The sequence below is a fragment of the Streptomyces sp. CBMA29 genome (assembly GCF_014596445.1).
Classification (GTDB): Bacteria; Actinomycetota; Actinomycetes; order Streptomycetales; family Streptomycetaceae; genus Actinacidiphila.
The window spans coordinates 45,998-61,122 of record NZ_MECL01000096.1; the positions used below are offsets into that span (position 1 = coordinate 45,998).

General features: G+C 71.3%; 13 protein-coding genes. 10 read left to right on the forward strand and 3 right to left on the reverse strand.

Translation table 11 applies throughout. From position 1 onward, the window contains the following. The first annotated feature begins 98 nt into the window (after positions 1-98). Positions 99-983 (forward strand): ABC transporter ATP-binding protein, encoded by an 885-nt coding sequence (locus BGM09_RS15035; RefSeq protein ID WP_188282075.1) that lies wholly within the window; start codon positions 99-101, stop codon positions 981-983. Beyond that, on the forward strand, positions 976-1,842 hold the full coding sequence (locus BGM09_RS15040; protein ID WP_188282076.1) for an ABC transporter permease: 867 nt from the start codon (positions 976-978) through the stop codon (positions 1,840-1,842). The genes BGM09_RS15035 and BGM09_RS15040 overlap by 8 nt, the downstream gene beginning before the upstream one ends. A gap of 55 nt (positions 1,843-1,897) precedes the next feature. Here the strand turns inward: BGM09_RS15040 and BGM09_RS15045 are convergent, their stop codons facing one another. After that, on the reverse strand, positions 1,898-2,662 hold the full coding sequence (locus tag BGM09_RS15045; protein ID WP_188282077.1) for an IclR family transcriptional regulator: 765 nt from the start codon (positions 2,660-2,662) through the stop codon (positions 1,898-1,900). A gap of 130 nt (positions 2,663-2,792) precedes the next feature. Beyond that, the gene (locus BGM09_RS15050) at positions 2,793-3,491 is read right to left on the reverse strand and encodes a class I SAM-dependent methyltransferase (RefSeq protein ID WP_223186985.1); all 699 of its coding nucleotides are present in this window, start codon (positions 3,489-3,491) and stop codon (positions 2,793-2,795) included. A gap of 49 nt (positions 3,492-3,540) precedes the next feature. On the opposite strand from BGM09_RS15050, the gene BGM09_RS15055 reads away from it, so the two are divergent. Next, positions 3,541-4,185, forward strand: a complete 645-nt coding sequence (locus tag BGM09_RS15055) for a TetR/AcrR family transcriptional regulator (protein ID WP_188282078.1) — start codon at positions 3,541-3,543, stop codon at positions 4,183-4,185. A 170-nt stretch (positions 4,186-4,355) separates the two neighbouring features. Here BGM09_RS15055 and BGM09_RS15060 read toward each other — a convergent pair whose 3' ends face one another. Beyond that, positions 4,356-5,405 (reverse strand): LacI family DNA-binding transcriptional regulator, encoded by a 1,050-nt coding sequence (locus tag BGM09_RS15060; RefSeq protein ID WP_188282079.1) that lies wholly within the window; start codon positions 5,403-5,405, stop codon positions 4,356-4,358. A 340-nt stretch (positions 5,406-5,745) separates the two neighbouring features. Here BGM09_RS15060 and BGM09_RS15065 point away from each other — a divergent pair, with 340 nt between their 5' ends. From BGM09_RS15065 to BGM09_RS15095, 7 genes are read left to right on the forward strand one after another with little or no spacing between them, the layout of a single operon-like run. Then, positions 5,746-6,711, forward strand: a complete 966-nt coding sequence (locus BGM09_RS15065; protein ID WP_188282080.1) for a dihydrodipicolinate synthase family protein — start codon at positions 5,746-5,748, stop codon at positions 6,709-6,711. Then, positions 6,708-7,010, forward strand: coding sequence for a (2Fe-2S)-binding protein (locus BGM09_RS15070; RefSeq protein WP_188282081.1), 303 nt, complete (start codon positions 6,708-6,710; stop codon positions 7,008-7,010). The genes BGM09_RS15065 and BGM09_RS15070 overlap by 4 nt, the downstream gene beginning before the upstream one ends. After that, positions 7,007-8,671 (forward strand): FAD-dependent oxidoreductase, encoded by a 1,665-nt coding sequence (locus tag BGM09_RS15075; RefSeq protein WP_188282082.1) that lies wholly within the window; start codon positions 7,007-7,009, stop codon positions 8,669-8,671. The genes BGM09_RS15070 and BGM09_RS15075 overlap by 4 nt, the downstream gene beginning before the upstream one ends. After that, entirely contained in the window at positions 8,668-9,948 is a 1,281-nt protein-coding gene (locus tag BGM09_RS15080) for an NAD(P)/FAD-dependent oxidoreductase (RefSeq protein WP_223186986.1), read from the forward strand. Before BGM09_RS15075 ends, BGM09_RS15080 begins: the two co-directional genes overlap by 4 nt. A 17-nt stretch (positions 9,949-9,965) precedes the next feature. After that, a complete protein-coding gene (locus tag BGM09_RS15085; RefSeq protein WP_188282083.1) occupies positions 9,966-11,258 on the forward strand; it encodes a metal-dependent hydrolase family protein in 1,293 nt (430 codons plus the stop codon). Next, the gene (locus tag BGM09_RS15090; RefSeq protein ID WP_188282084.1) at positions 11,255-13,333 is read left to right on the forward strand and encodes a hydantoinase/oxoprolinase family protein; all 2,079 of its coding nucleotides are present in this window, start codon (positions 11,255-11,257) and stop codon (positions 13,331-13,333) included. The genes BGM09_RS15085 and BGM09_RS15090 overlap by 4 nt, the downstream gene beginning before the upstream one ends. Further along, positions 13,330-15,117 (forward strand): hydantoinase B/oxoprolinase family protein, encoded by a 1,788-nt coding sequence (locus BGM09_RS15095; RefSeq protein ID WP_188282085.1) that lies wholly within the window; start codon positions 13,330-13,332, stop codon positions 15,115-15,117. The genes BGM09_RS15090 and BGM09_RS15095 overlap by 4 nt, the downstream gene beginning before the upstream one ends. Positions 15,118-15,125: the final 8 nt, after the last annotated feature.

The following is a 15,125-nucleotide window of genomic DNA, read 5'->3' on the forward strand; positions in this document are numbered from 1 at the left end:
ACCGCCGGACTCCGGCGGTCCGGCGCCCAACCGCCTGCCGACCCGACTCCGAACCGACGCCGACCCGAAGCCGACCCCGATCAAGGAGGATGGAGCGCATGCTGGCAGACCCGGCCGGCCCCGGCCGCCTCTCCGAGGCATCCCCGACTGACAAGATCATCGCGACAGACCTCGGTTACGCCTACCGAAGCCGGCGAAGGGCCGACGTCGTCGCGCTGGAGGACGTCGACTTCACCGTGAAAGAAGGTGAGTTCGTCTCCGTGGTGGGGCCGTCAGGATGCGGTAAGTCGACCCTGCTGCGCCTGCTCGGCGGACTCCAGGAACCGACCCGCGGATCGGTCTCCATCCGCCGGGACGACCCCGCACGCCCCCTGACGAGCCCGGTCTTCCAGGAATACTCGGTCTTCCCCTGGCGGACGGTGGAAGCCAACGTACGCCTGGGACTCGACGCCGCCGGAGTGCCTCGCGAGGTATCGGCGCCGCGCGTGCGGGAATGGATCCGCCGGGTCGGCCTCGAGGGGTTCGAGGAGAGTTATCCGAGCGGTCTCTCCGGCGGAATGAAGCAACGTGTCGCACTCGCGCGCGCCTTCATCATGGAGCCCGAGATCCTGCTGATGGACGAACCCTTTGCCGCGCTCGACGCACAGCGGCGGAAGATCATGCAGGAGGAACTGCTCGGCATCGTCCGCGAGAAACAGAACACGGTCTTCTTCGTGACGCACAATCTCGACGAGGCGATCCTCCTCTCGGACCGCATCATCTTGATGACAGCCCGACCGGGACGCGTCAAGCAGGTCTTCGACGTTCCCTTCGAGCACCCCCGCTCGCCCGAACTCCGGGGTGATCCGCGGTTCGCCGAGCTGGAATCCACCATCTGGTCCGAGCTGCGCAAGGAAGTGATCGTCACGGATGGTGAGTCCGGCCAGGAGGCCGCCGGCTCACCGAAGGGCGTACAACCGCGACAGGGGGCACGACATGACTGAGACAACCCGGCCGACATCCGCCGGCACCGGTGACTGGATCGTGCGGGCCGCCGATCCGCGGCGTCCGGAAGTGGTGGGCGGCAGGACCGAACTGGTACGGCGCGTGCTCGCGGGAGCGCTGATCCCCGTACTCATGCTGATCAGTTGGGAAGTCTCGGCGCACTTCGGATGGACCGACCCGCGCTTCTTCGGGCGCCCCGTGACCGTCGCCCAGCAGGCGGTGGCCGACATCCGGGACGGGCTGGTGTGGAAGGAGGCACGGATCACGCTCTTCCGGCTGATCGTAGGCTTCCTCCTGGGTTCCGTGTCCGGAATCCTGGCCGGCCTCGTCCTCAGCCAGTCGAGGATCGCCCGGTGGATCTTCGAGCCGATCATCCGGGCGCTGTACGTCATACCGAAACTGGCCCTGCTCCCGATCTTCCTGCTGGTCTTCGGCATCGGGGAGACACCGAAGGTCCTCTTCGTCGCGCTGGGCACGTTCTACATCGTCGCCTTCACCACACTGGCCGCGGCGCTGATGATTCCGGTGTCGTACCACGAGGTGGCCCGCTCCTACGGGCTCAGCCGGGCCCAGCGTTTCCGGTGGATGGTGTTCCCCGCCTGCCTGCCGCAGGTCGTCTCCAGCCTCCGTATCGCCGCGGGCATCTCCACGCTGCTGGTGATCGCGGTGGAGTTCGTCAGCGCGCAGCAGGGGCTGGGCTACTACACCTGGCATGCCTGGCAGTTGTTCCTGCCGGAACGAATGTACGTAGGCGTGATCACGATCTCCCTCATGGGGCTCGCCTTCAGCACGCTCGTGGGGGTGGTCGGGGCCCGGCTCGTCCGCTGGTCGGACCAGGAGTTCAGTGCGCAGCGGTGACACCCGCCCGTCGTGCGGGCACCGCCCGTCGGCGCGGGGGACGACGGGACAGCCCTCAGGCCGGGGGCGTCCGGCCCGGCGGGCGACCGCCCATCTCGTCGGTCATCGACGCGGCCTCGCGGACGATGGCCTCGATGGCGTCCTGCCCGCGTTCTTCCACGCGACTCATCGGAATCGAGACCCCCAGGGCGCCGATCGGCGCTCCCGCGGTGTCGAACACCGCGGCGGCCACGCCCCACAGTTCCGGCCAGTGACGCCCCGCGCCGCTGTAGTAGCCCTGCTGGCGGACGGACGCCAGCAGGGTCTCCAACTCCGCGAGGTCGACGGCGGGTGCACTGTCGCCCTCCTGCCGCGCCCGCTCCACAGCGGACTCGACCTCCTGGTGACCGAGCCAGGCGAGCACCGCGTGGCCGGTCGCGACATTCAGGAGTCCGTGTCTGCTTCCCATCCGGGCGTGGGCCCGAACCGGCGTGGCGGGTTCGCTGTGTGCCGTGTAGGTGACATCGCCCTGGTCGAACAGGGCGTAGACGGCCGTCTCGTCCAGGTCGTGCCGGAGGCGGTCGGTGTACTTGCTCGCGAGACTCGCTATCCCGACGGACGCGTTGACGAAGCATCCGAGCCGCCACATCACCATGGTCGCCCGCCACATGCGGTCCGGCTGCTGGATGACGAAGCCTTCGTCGGCCATCAGCCGCAGCGTGCGCAGGGCCGTGGGCGGTACCAGCCCGGTCTCCTCGCTCAGGTCCTTCAGCGTCAGAGGACCCTTCTCACAGAGCGTGGTGAGCACTCGTAGTGTCCTGACGATAGCCCCCTCGGCCACGAGTACATCCCTCCGTCGTCCCACCCGTCCTGCCTGTACCGAACCGCCACTCTACGCCTGTTTCCACTGATTCAAATACGATTCAGCTCAGTCGAGGAGGCCGGGAGCGGAGCCCGCCGGGCGGGGAAGGTCAGAGGCACCGGCCTTCCCCAATTCCGCGGCGCAGCGTGAACCAGAAGGTCGGCACCGAGTTGGTGCCCGGTGTGACGTCGAGTAGTTCCCAGCCGGAGAACCTGGCGCGGAGCTCGTCGGCTGTGACGCCCGCCGCCCACGACGTGATCTCGGTGGTCGAGCTGCCGAGCCGCTCGGGGCCGTACCCGAACATCAGCAACCGTGATCCGGGAGCGGCGCGGTGGGTGAGCCCGGCGGCGTAGGCGTCGCGGCGGTGCAGCGGGACCCCGCAGTAGCAGCTCAGGTCGAAGAACAGGTCGAAGGGGCCCGGCACGTCCAGCTCATCGAGGCGGGTGGCGTCTCCGTGCAGCAGCCGCACTCCCACTCCTGCCTCCGCGGCCTTCTCCCTGGCCTGGTCGACTGCGCGATCGATCAGGTCGACGGCCGCCACCTCCCAGCCGTGCCGTGCGAGGTAGATGGCGTTGGTCCCCGTGCCGCAGCCGAGTTCGAGAGCGCGGCCGGGCGGCAGCGCGCCGTGCCCCTCTGTCAGGGCGACCAGCTCGGGCGGCGTCACGCCGGTGTCCCATGGCGCCTTGCCGGCGCGGTAGTAGCCCTCCAGCGCTCGGTGGACGGACTCTTCCTCCGGGTCTCGCCGCGTCGAGGCCAGGTCCGGTTCCGGCTTCTGCGTGGCGTTGGGCTGGTCCATCGTCTCCCCCAAGAAATTAGAGTCAAACTCTAGTGACATACTCTAGAGATATGCTCGCACCATGGACAATGTCAAGCGGCCGGACAAGCGGGCCGAGCGCTCACGCCGCACGCGCGAAAAGATCGTCGAGGCGGCTCGCGAGCTGTTCGTCGCGCAGGGTTACGGGGCGACGAGCCTGCAAGAGGTCGCGGACCGGGCGGGCGTGGCCGTCCAGACGGTCTACTTCGTCTTCCGCAACAAGCGCACGCTGTTCAAGGACGTCGTCGACACGTCCATCGCCGGGGACACCGAGCCGGTCGCGACCATGGATCGTGAGTGGTTTCGCGCCGCGTGCGCCGAGCCCACCGCAGCCGGCCAACTGCGCGCGCACGTCCACGGCACCCGCGAGATCCTCGGCCGGGTCGCCCCGATCATGCCGCTGATCGCGACCGCCGCGGCCACCGACCCTGAGATCGCCGCACAGTGGCCGGACGGCCCTGACCCGCGCTACACCGTGCAGTACGCAGCGGCCGAAGCCCTGGTCCGCAAGCCCGACACCCGTCCCGGCCTCGGCGTCGAGACGGCGGCGGACCTGCTGTTCGGCCTGCTCAGCCCGCAGCTCTACCTGATCTTCGTCCGCGACCGCGACTGGTCACCGGACACGTGGGAAGAGTGGGCCCGTACCGCCTTGACCTCCCAACTCTGCGCCGACCCCGACAGGCGCTAGGGCCGTCACCCTGTCCGGCGAAGGTCGGGGCGACCTGGTGCCGACCGTACGAACTGCCAACCTGCGGCGGGACGACAGCGCCGGCGAGTCAACCGGACACGGCTCCCCCTCCCGCACACCGTCCACGGCGACCCCGGCCGTGCGGGCGGCGGCGACAGCGATCCGCTCGCTCAGCGGGTCGGGGCGGGGGCCGGGGCCTGGCAGGAGGAGCGGACGATGAGCTGAGCGCCGACGCGGTAGGTACGGGCGGACCGGGGGGCGGGGGCCGGGGGGCGGGGCGACTGGCCGCCTCGGTCCAACTGCTGGCTCAGCAGATCCATGGCGAGCTCACCGAGTTCGCGGGGACCGCTGTCGACCACGGTGACCGGCGGGTGCCACCAACTGAGCCAGGGGATGTCCTCGTAGCAGATGAGGGACAGATCCTCGGGCACGCGGACGCCGTGGGCCACCAGGGTGGGCAGGATACCGAAGGCGGCCTCGTGGTTGGCCGCGATGAGGGCTGTCATGGCGGGAGCGGCCTTCAACAGTTCCGTCAACGCCTCAGCCCCGAAGGCCGGTTCGAGCGCGCCGCGGCGGACGAGCGCCGGATTGACGTCGAGTCCGGCGTCCCGCAAGGCGGCGGAGTAGCCCGAGTAACGGTCGCGTCCCGAGGTGATCTGCTGCGGGCCGCCGATGAAACCTATCCGCCGATGTCCCAGCCCCAGCAGGTACGTTGTGGCCTCGTAGGCGCCGTCCCGGTCGGCGGCGAGCACAGCGGGGGCGGCGCTGTCGTTGGGCTCGCGGATCACGTTCACCACCGCGGTGCCGCCCGCAAGCATCCCGTTGGTGATCGCCGCGTGCTCGGAACTGCCGACGATGATGACGCCGTCGATGTTGTGTTCCGCGAGGGTGTTGAGCACCGCGCGCTCGCGCTGCGAGTCGCCGTCGGTGATGCAGAGCAGGACCTGATAACCCTGGGCCACCGCACGGCGCTGCACGACCTCGGCGATGGTGTGGAACGAGGCGTTGATCAGGTTGGTGAGGACCAGGCCGATCAGCCTCGACTGCCGTGAACGCAGGGCGCTGGCCATCCTGTTGACCCGGTAGCCGAGCTGCTGCGCCGCGCGTTCGACCTGAGCCCTGGTCGTCGCGGAGATGAGCGGCGAGCCGCTGAGCGCTCGGGAGGCGGTGCTCCGGGAGACGCCGGCGGCCTGGGCGACGTCATTGAGCGTGATCGTCATCGGTGTTCCGTCCACGGGGGCTCTCGGTGGGACCTCTGTTGAGTGAGGGTGCCCATGATGACAGCACTGTGACACAGCCGCGCACATCAGTGCAATCGATCCCACAAGAGTGAGCAATCGTGCCTTCACTCCGGTCGACTCGACGGTCCAACGGCGGTCCAACAGCGGTCCGCCGATGGCTCGATGTGCCACCTAGACGGTCAATTGTGGCGGAAAGAATCCTCATTGTGTCCGAAATATTTCCCAAAGGAGGCCGACGTAAGACTTGTGTTACGCGTCTTGACACTCGCAGGGTATGGCTACAACGTTATGCAATCGATCCTACGAAGTGAGGGAAGCGATGAATCGCGACGACGTCGGCTGGCAGGGCTACTGGGTGGCGGCTCCCACGCCGTTCACTCGGGACGGTTCCGTCGATCGCGGCGCCTGGCGCTCCCTGCTGGCGCTGTACGTCCGCCAGGGCGTGCACGGCGTCCTCGTCAACGGAAGTACGGGCGAGTGGTTCAGCCAGAGCGCGGCCGAACGCCGGGAAGTGGCCGAGATCGCCGTGCGCGAGGTCGACGGCCGGATGCCGGTCGTCGTCGGGGTCACCGCGTACACCGCCCGCGAGGCGAGCGCGCTGGCCGAACACGCAGCGTCCATCGGCGCCCAGGGCGTACTGGCCACCCCGCCGCCGTACGCCCACCTGTCACCGGACGAGATCGTCGCCTTCTACCGCGAGGTCAGCCGGGCCACCGCGCTGCCGTTCATGGTCTACAACTGGCCGCGCGGCGTCGGCGTCGACATCGGCGCGTACCCCGGCCTCGCCCGTCGGCTCGCCGACCTCGATCAGGTGGTGGCCATCAAGGACAGCACCGGCGACTGGCTGCGGATGCTGGACACCGTCGAGGCCGTGAGCGCGGACGTCCGGGTGTTCGGCAGCTTCCTGCACCGGCGCGGCCTCGCCGTTCTGCTGGGGATGGGCGGAGACGGAAACATCGACGGCGGCGGGCTCGCCGCCCCCTTCGCCGTGCCGTACTACGAGGCGGTCGAGGCCGGTGACCGCGAAGCGGCCGCACGCTGGGCTGACCGGTACGCCGGGGTGTCGTCCCGGCTGATCCGCCCGGACTACAGCGGCGTGTTCGCCTCGCCCATCGCCCAACTCAAGGCGGCCATGCGGCTGCTCGGCCAGCCCGGCGGCCACGTACGCCCGCCCCTGCTCGAACTCACCGACCCCGCGGCCCTGTCGGCCATCGCCGACGTACTCGACGGCACCGGCCTCGCCGCGGCCCTCGACGTCAACTCCCTTCAGGAGGCGACGCGATGACCGTACGGATCACGCTCGACGGCCGGGACCTGGACGCGCCGGAGGGCGCTGTCCTCACCACCGCCCTGCTCGGCGCCGGGCAAGCGCGCCTGGGCGACCACGCCGTGACCGGCGAACCGCGCGGTGCCTGGTGCGGGATGGGTGTGTGCTTCGAGTGCGAGGTGACGGTGGACGGCGATCGGTCTGTACGCGCCTGCCTCACGCTGGTCCTGCCCGGCATGGCCGTGACCACCGGCACCGGCACCGTGACCGCTGACGCCTGCGGCACCGAGGCGTCCGCCACGCGGGGCGCGCCATGAGCGCGGCGCGTGGCGAGTACGACGTCGTGGTCGTCGGCGGTGGCCCGGCCGGGCTCACCGCGTCACTGCGGCTGGCGCGGGCCGGTCTCCTGGTCGCCGTCGTGGACGAACAACCCGAACTGGGCGGCCAGTTCTACCACCAAGCGGCGTCGGCCGGTCGCGGCGGCGCGCCGGGCCACCGGCCCGAGGGCGCCGAGCTGATCCGCGCCGTGCGAGCCGCAGGTGTGGACTGCCGGACCGGCACGAGCGTGTGGGGTGTGGCGGACGACGGAAGCACGCTGCTGACCTGCGACACCGGCGGCGACGGTGCCGCCGCACTCACCGGCAAGTACCTGGTGCTCGCCACCGGCGGTCACGAGCGGGCCGTGCCCTTTCCCGGCTGGGAACTCCCCGGTGTCACGACGGTCGGACTCGCCCAGCACCTGGCCGCGGACGGCGTCCCGGTCGGGCAGCGGGTCCTGCTGGCGGGCTCAGGACCCTTCCTGCTGCCGGTGGCCTGCTCGCTCCTCGCCCTCGGTGTGAGCGTGGTGGGCGTCGCGGAGGCCGGGCGGCCCTACCGCCTGGCACCGCGCGGTCTCGGAGCGCTGGCCCACCCCGCACGGCTGGCCGAACTGGCGGGCTACGCGGCGCGGTTGGCCCGCCACCGGGTACCGGTCTGGCAGGGGCGCGTGGTCATGGGCGCGGGGCCGGACAGCACCGGCCGACGTATCGGCTCGGTCACCCTGGCCACCACCGATGCGCCCGATGTATCCGTCAGGACCGCCGAGGTGGACGCCCTCTGTGTCGGCGTGGGCTTCCGCCCGCAGACCGAACTCGCCCGGCTGCTGGGCTGTGCGACCCGCACCGAACCGCGCGGCGGTGACGTCCTGCCGGTGACCGACGACGACGGCCGTACGTCGCGCGAGGACGTCTACGTGGTGGGGGAAGCGTCCGGCATCGGCGGCGCCCGGCTTGCGGTCGCCGAGGGAGCCATGGCGGCGGCGGCCATCCTGGTACGTGAGGGGCTGCCGATCCGGCGCCCTGTCCGCCTCGCGGCGCACCGCCGCCGGGCTCGGGGCTTCGCCGACCTCACCGACCGGCTCTACCCGGCGCCGAGCCGACTGATCCGCGGCCTGACGGAGGCGCTGCCCGACGAGGCTCGGGTCTGCCGCTGCGAGGCGGTAACGGCGGGAGCGATCAGGGAAGCCGTCGCGGCCTGCGGCCCCGCACAACCGGGGAACGGCCTGCGCCCGGCCTCCCCGCACGACCCATCTCTCGGCCAGGAGCCGCTTACTGCCACCGACCATCCCGGTCAACCCGCCGCAGCCAGCCACCCCGCACAGCCGGGGGACGGCCCGTCCTCTGATCGGGAGTCGGCCGCCTCCCGGGCTCCCGGTGGGGCCGTCGCGCCGGAACGCGTTACCGAGTCGGACCACTCCGCCGCGACCGTTCGGTCGGTCGTCGGCCATGGCCGCGACGGCGCCGACATCGACGCTGTCAAGAGCATGACCCGAGCGGGGATGGGCCCCTGCCAGGGCCGGATCTGCGGGCCCGCGGTGGCGGCGCTGTGCGGAGCCGAGGGCAGTCCTGCGGCGTTCACCGCGCGTGGCCCCGTACGCCCGGTGTCCCTGGACACGCTCGCCTCGTCGGTGGACGGGCCCGCCGTGGGGGCGCTGTCATGAGCGGCCGACAGGCCACGGCGGACGTGGTGGTCATCGGCGCGGGTGTGCTCGGCGCGGCGACGGCGTACGAACTGGCCCGGCGTGGCCTGCGGACCGCGGTGGTCGAGCGGGGGGCGCCGGGCCGCGAGGGCTCCGGCACCACCGCGGGCAATCTGCACGTACAGGCCGTGCACACCCGGCGTCCTGGCCAGGCCGTACCTCTGGACAGCCGGCGTTTCCTGCCGTTGCAGAAGGCGGCGAGCGAGCGGTGGTCGGATCTTGAGGCAGACCTTGAGGCCGATCTTGAGGTCCGCCGCGCAGGTGGCTTCACCGTCGCCGAGACCGAGGGCCAGGTCGCCGAGCTGAAGGCCAAATCCGCCTGGGAGGCGGCCGAGGGCATCCCCAGCGAGTTGCTGTACGGTCCCGCAGCTCACACGGCGCTCCCGGCACTCGGCCCGACCGTACGAGCCGTGAACTGGTGTCCGCTCGACGGGTACGCCAACCCGCTCCTGGCGACCAGGGCGTATCTCGCCGCGGCGGGTCGGCTCGGGGCGCGGCTGCTGCCGTTCAGCCCGGTCACGGCACTGGCCCGGCACGGCTCGGGGTGGCGCACCACGATACCCGGCGGAACGCTCGACAGCGCCGCGGTGATCGATGTCGCGGGCCCGTGGCTCGACGCGGTCGCCGCGCTGGCCGGGGTGCGGCTGCGGATGACGCCGGTCGCGATCCAGATGCACGCCACCGTGCGCGCGCCGGTCGTACTGCGGCATTTGGTGCAGCACATCGGCGAGGGCCTTTCGGTCAAGCAGGTCACGGCGGGCAATGTGCTGATCGGCGGCGGCTGGCCGGCCGGCGGTCTGGACCTGGCAGGACGCAGTCGGACCTCGACGCACAGCCTCGCGGGGAACGTGGCCCAGGCGGTTCGGGTGCTGCCCTCGCTGGCAAGGCTGCGGCTGCTGCGGATGTGGGCGGGGCCGCTGGCCGCCACGCCCGACGAGATGCCGCTGATCGGTGAAGTGCCGGGGGAACGCGGGCTGTACGTCGCGGGAGGCACGTACGCCTTCACCTTCGCTCCGCTGTGGGGGGAGACCCTTGCCGCGCTCGTGGCGGGCGAGCGACCACCGGTCGCCGTCGCGGATCTGGGACCGCACCGGCTGATGCGACCCGAGCCGCCCCGCCCTGATCCGCCCCGACCTGATCCGGCCCGACCCGAGCAGCCCCGATCGGACCGACCCGACCGACCCGACACGCCAGGACCCGCCCCGCGGGAACCGGTTGATGACACCAGCGGCCGATGAGACAAGAGGAGAAGCGGTTGCCTACCCCGCCCGAACCCCGAAAGAGCACCACCTCGCTGTGGCTGACCGGCGGTCATGTCGTGGATGTCCGCGACGGCCGGGTCCGCCGTGACCTCAACGTGGAGATCAGCGCGGGACGGATCGTCCGGATCACCCCGGACGCACCGCCCGCGGACGCCGCGCGCATACCGCTCGGCGGACGCTACGTACTGCCGGGGCTGATCTCCGTGCACACCCATCTGTCGGTGGTGTACCCGTTCACGGACACCGACGAGGCGGAGAGTCCCGGCATCACCGCCCTGCGCGCCCTCGGGAGGGCGCAGGACGCGCTGCGGGCCGGGGTCACCACCATCCGGAGCGTGCACGAACAGAATCGCGCGGACCTGCTGATCCGTACCGCCGCCGACGAGGGCTGGGTGTCCGTGCCGCGCATCCTCGGTGCGGGCCGGGCCCTCTCCACCACCGGGGGCCACGGGCACGGCATGGCATGCGTGCCCGCCGACGGCTACGACGGCTTCCTGCACGCGGCCCGCACCGAACTGGCGGCGGGCGCCGACCACATCAAGGTCTTCATCACCGGCGGAATAGCCCGCAAGGGCGAGTCCTTCTCCGGTGCGGAGATGACGCTCGACGAGATGCGCGCGGTGGTGCGGGCCACCGAGGAGAAGGGTTCGTACGTCGTGGCCCACGCGGGCGCCGCGGGCGCCATTCGGCAGGCGCTCGAAGCGGGGGTGCGGTCCTTCGAGCACGCCTACGCCCTGGACGGGCAAACGGTCGCGGAGATGGCGCGTCGGCAGGTCTTCCTCACTCCCACGCTGTGCGTGACCCGGTGTCCCGAGTGGATGGCCGAGCACCGCTTCACCCCGTGGCAGGTGGAGCGGGCGATGGAGATCGGTCCGGCACACCTGGACAGCATCCGGCTGGCGGTGCGCGACGGACTCGGTGGCCAGGACCGGCCCGGTATCACCTTCGTGGCGGGGACCGACTATCCGCCGGGCGAGCCGATCGAGGACACCGTGGTCGCGGTCCGCGAGATGGAGTTCCTGACCGACGCCGGGCTGCCGCCGCAGGCGGCGCTGCGGGCCGGGACCATCGACGCGGCCCGGCTGTTGAGGCTGGAGGACCGGATCGGCGCCGTCGAGGAGGGCTATCTCGCGGACCTGATCGTCACCGACCGCGATCCCACCTCCGAGATGTCGGCGCTGCGCGGCATTCGGGTCGTCCTCCAGGGCGGGCGGGTCGTCCGGGACGACCTGACCGCGCCGGACCCGGCCGACCGGCCGCTCACCTCCGCCGGAGCCGCGGCATGAACGGCCGGCCGGCCGGTACACGCGGTCTACGGCTCGCGGTCGACATCGGCGGCACCTTCGTCGACGCCATCGCGTACGACGAGTCGACCGGCGAACTGAGCCTGCACAAAGCACCGACCACACCGGCGGCGCCCGCCGAGGGCGTGGCGGACGCGGTCGGCGGGCTCGTCCCCGACCTGGCCGGCGTCTCGGTCTTCGCCCACGGCACGACGCTCGGCCTCAACGCGATCCTGCAACGCCGCGGCGCGGACGTCGGGATCATCACCAACGAGGGGTTCAGGGACCTGTTCGAGATCGCCCGCGCGGCCATCCCGACGCCGTACATGTACCACTTCTCGTACGCCCCCCCGGCGCCGCTGGTGCCGCGCCGCCACCGCGTCGGGGTACCGGGCCGTACGGACGCCACCGGGGCCGTCGTCCGCGACCTGGACGAGGACGCCGTCCGCGAGGCGGGCCGACTGCTGGTCGAGGAGGCCGGGCTGACCTCGCTCGCGGTCTGCTACCTGCACTCGTACGCCAATCCCGAGCACGAGCGCCGTACCGCCGAGATCCTGCGGGCCGCGTACCCGCACGTGTCCGTGTCGGTGTCCAGCGACATCACCCGCGAGTACCGGGAGTACGAGCGGACCAGCACGGTGACGCTCGACGCGTACATCCGGCCGGTGCTCGACGACTACATCGGCGCCCTGGAGACCAGGCTGGCCGCGGCGGGTCTGTCGAGGCCGCTGCACATCATGCGCTCGGGCGGCGGCGCCATGACGGCCGAACTCGCCCGCCGGGCACCGCTGATGACCGTGCTGTCGGGTCCCGCAGGCGGGGTGATCGGCGCGTCGTACGTGGCGCGCGAGATGGGCTGGCCGCGGGTGCTCTCCTTCGACGTCGGCGGCACCAGCGTGGACGCCTGCGTGATCGAGGACGGCGCGCCGGGCGAGGTCCACGAGGCGTCCATCGACGGCTTCCCGCTGCTCATCCCGATCTACGACATCCGCACCGTCGGCGCGGGCGGCGGCTCCATCGCCTGGATGGACGAGGGCCTGCTCAAGGTCGGCCCGCACAGCGCGGGCGCGGTGCCGGGCCCGGTCGCGTACGGCACCGGCGGCACGGAACCCACCGTGACCGACGCGGCGTTCACCCTCGGCTACCTCGACGCGGACGCGTTCCTCGGCGGCGAGATGACGGTGGACGCCGACGCGGCGCGCGACGCGGTGCTCTCCCGGATCGGCGTCCCGCTCGACATGGACGCCGAGTCGGCGGCGGCCGGTGTGCTGCGCGTCCTGCTCGCCCGCACGGTCGGCGCACTGCGCGAGATCACCGTTGAACGCGGCCTGGACCCGCGGGAGTTCTCGCTGCTGGCGTTCGGCGGGGCGGGGCCGCTGCTCGGTCCGATGCTGGCCAGGGAAATGGGCATCGCCACCACCGTCGTCCCCCAAGTACCCGCGGTGTTCTCCGCGTTCGGCATGCTGATGACCGACCTCCAGCACGAGTTCTCCGCGACCGTGCTGAGCCCGCTCACCGACGAGGCGCTGGCCGGACTCCGGCCGCTGGTCGCCGACTTCGTGGCCGAGGGCAACAGTGCGCTGGCCGGTCAGGGCGTCCAGGAGCAGGACCGGGAATTCGTCCGGGTGCTGGACGTCCGCTACCGAGGCCAGGAGCACACGCTGGCCCTCGAACTCGGGCCCGACGACGGTGCCGAGCAGGTGCTGCACCGGTTCAACGAACTGCACCGGGCACGGCACGGGCACGCGATGCCCGAGCCCGCGCAGATCCTCACCTTGCGGGTGCGGGCCGTCGGCCGACTGCCCAAGCCGTCGCTGCGGCCGGTCGCCGAGGCGAGCGGCCCGGCGGAACCGGCGGGCAAGCGGCGCGCCTACGACGTGTCGGCCGGAGCCCCGGCGGACTTCCCGGTCTATCTGCGCGCCGAACTGCGGGCGGGCCACGCCTTCGCCGGTCCGGCGATCGTCGAGGAGGGCACGTCCACCACAGTCCTCTTCGGCGACCAGCGGCTGAGCGTCGACCACTTCGGCCAGTTGCTGATCACCAGCGCGCCCACGTCCGACCGCGAGGAGGAACGATGACCGCCCCCGTACCGCTCACACCCACACCCACACCCGCACCCACGGCCGCCGCGCCCACGCCGGAACCGCCCCTGGACGGCGCGACCGTCGAAGTGATCCGCAACTACGTCGGCTCGGTCGCCGAACAGATGCGCCGCACACTGGTGCGCGCGGCCTTCAACCCGGTCATCTACGACGTGCTCGACTTCGGCATCTCGCTCTACGACGCCGACCTCACACTGATCGCCGAGTCGGCGGGCATCACCCACTTCCTCGGCGCCAACGACCACGCCATCGCCAAGGGCACCGAGTACGTCGGCGTCGACACCATGGCCGAGGGCGACGTCTACCTGCTCAACTACCCGTACTGGAGCGGGGCGCACGCCTACGACGCGATGCTGTTCGCGCCCGTCTTCCGGACCGGACACGAGCGGCCCGCCGCGTATCTCGCAGTGCGGGCGCACTGGATGGACCTGGGCGCCAAGGACCCCGGATACGTCCTGGACTCCACCGACATGCACCAGGAAGGGCTGATCTTCCCCGGCACCAAGATCGTGTCGCGGGGCGAGATCGTCCGCGACATCGTGGAACTCGTCCGCTTCAACTCCCGGCTGCCCGACCTGACGATCGGCGACTTCCACGCCCAACTGGCGGCGCTGCGAACGGGCGAGACCCGGCTGAAGCAGGTCTGGGAGAAATTCGGCGCCCCGGTGGTCGAACGGGCCATGCGGCAGGTGATCGAACACGGCGAGCGGATCGCCCGCCGGGCCGTGGCCGCGCTGCCCGACGGCACCTGGACCGCCCTCGACTACTGCGACGACGACAACATCACCGACGACCTGATCCCCATGCGGGTCACCGTGACCATCGCGGGCGACACGATGACCGCCGACTTCACCGGCTCCTCCCCCGCGGTGGCGGGCCCGGTGAACCTGCCGATCGGGGCCACCATGGGCATAGCGAAGGCCATCTTCAAGGCGCTCACCACACCGTACGAGCCCAGCAACGGCGGCCACTTCCGTCCGCTGACGGTGAAAGCGGAACCGGGAAGCCTCTTCCACGCCGAGTACCCCTCCCCGACCTTCACCCAGTGGAGCGCGATCGTCGCGTTCGAACTGATCCACAAGGCACTGGCGCAGGTCATCGAGAGCATTCCGGCATCCTCCGGCGGCGACGAACCGGGGTTCATGGCCGTGGGCTACGACCCGCGGGCCGGCTCGGACTTCGTGATCAGCAACAACGAGGGCATCGGCTGGGGCGCGACACGGGAGCACGACGGCGGCAACGCCCAGCAGCACCCGTCCCAGACCACGGTCCGCAACACCCCGGTGGAGGTGCTGGAGCACAAGGCCCCGCTCTTCCACGAGCGTCTTGAGCTGATCACCGACTCCGGCGGCGCGGGCCGGCACCGCGGCGGCGTCGGCGTGCTGCGCGAGGTCAGGTACCTGGCGCAGGCCGAGGTGCTGTCGATGAAGAAGAAGACCAAGACCCGGCCCTGGGCGATGCACGGCGGCCTGGAGCCGGCGCCCAGCGGCATGGTGATCCGTCCCGGCACCGACCGCGAACTGCATGTCGGCATGTACCGCACGACGCTCGCCGAGGGCGAGAGGTTCGTCAACCACACGGCGGGCGGCGGGGGTTACGGCGACCCGCTGGACCGCGAACCGAGCGCCGTCGTCGCCGACGTCCTCGACCAGTACATCTCAGCGGAGGCCGCCGAGACCACGTACGGCGTGGTCGCGCGTCCCGACGGCAGTTGGCAACCCACCCCACAACGGCAGGCCCGGTCCACCGCGCCCCGGTGACGGACCCG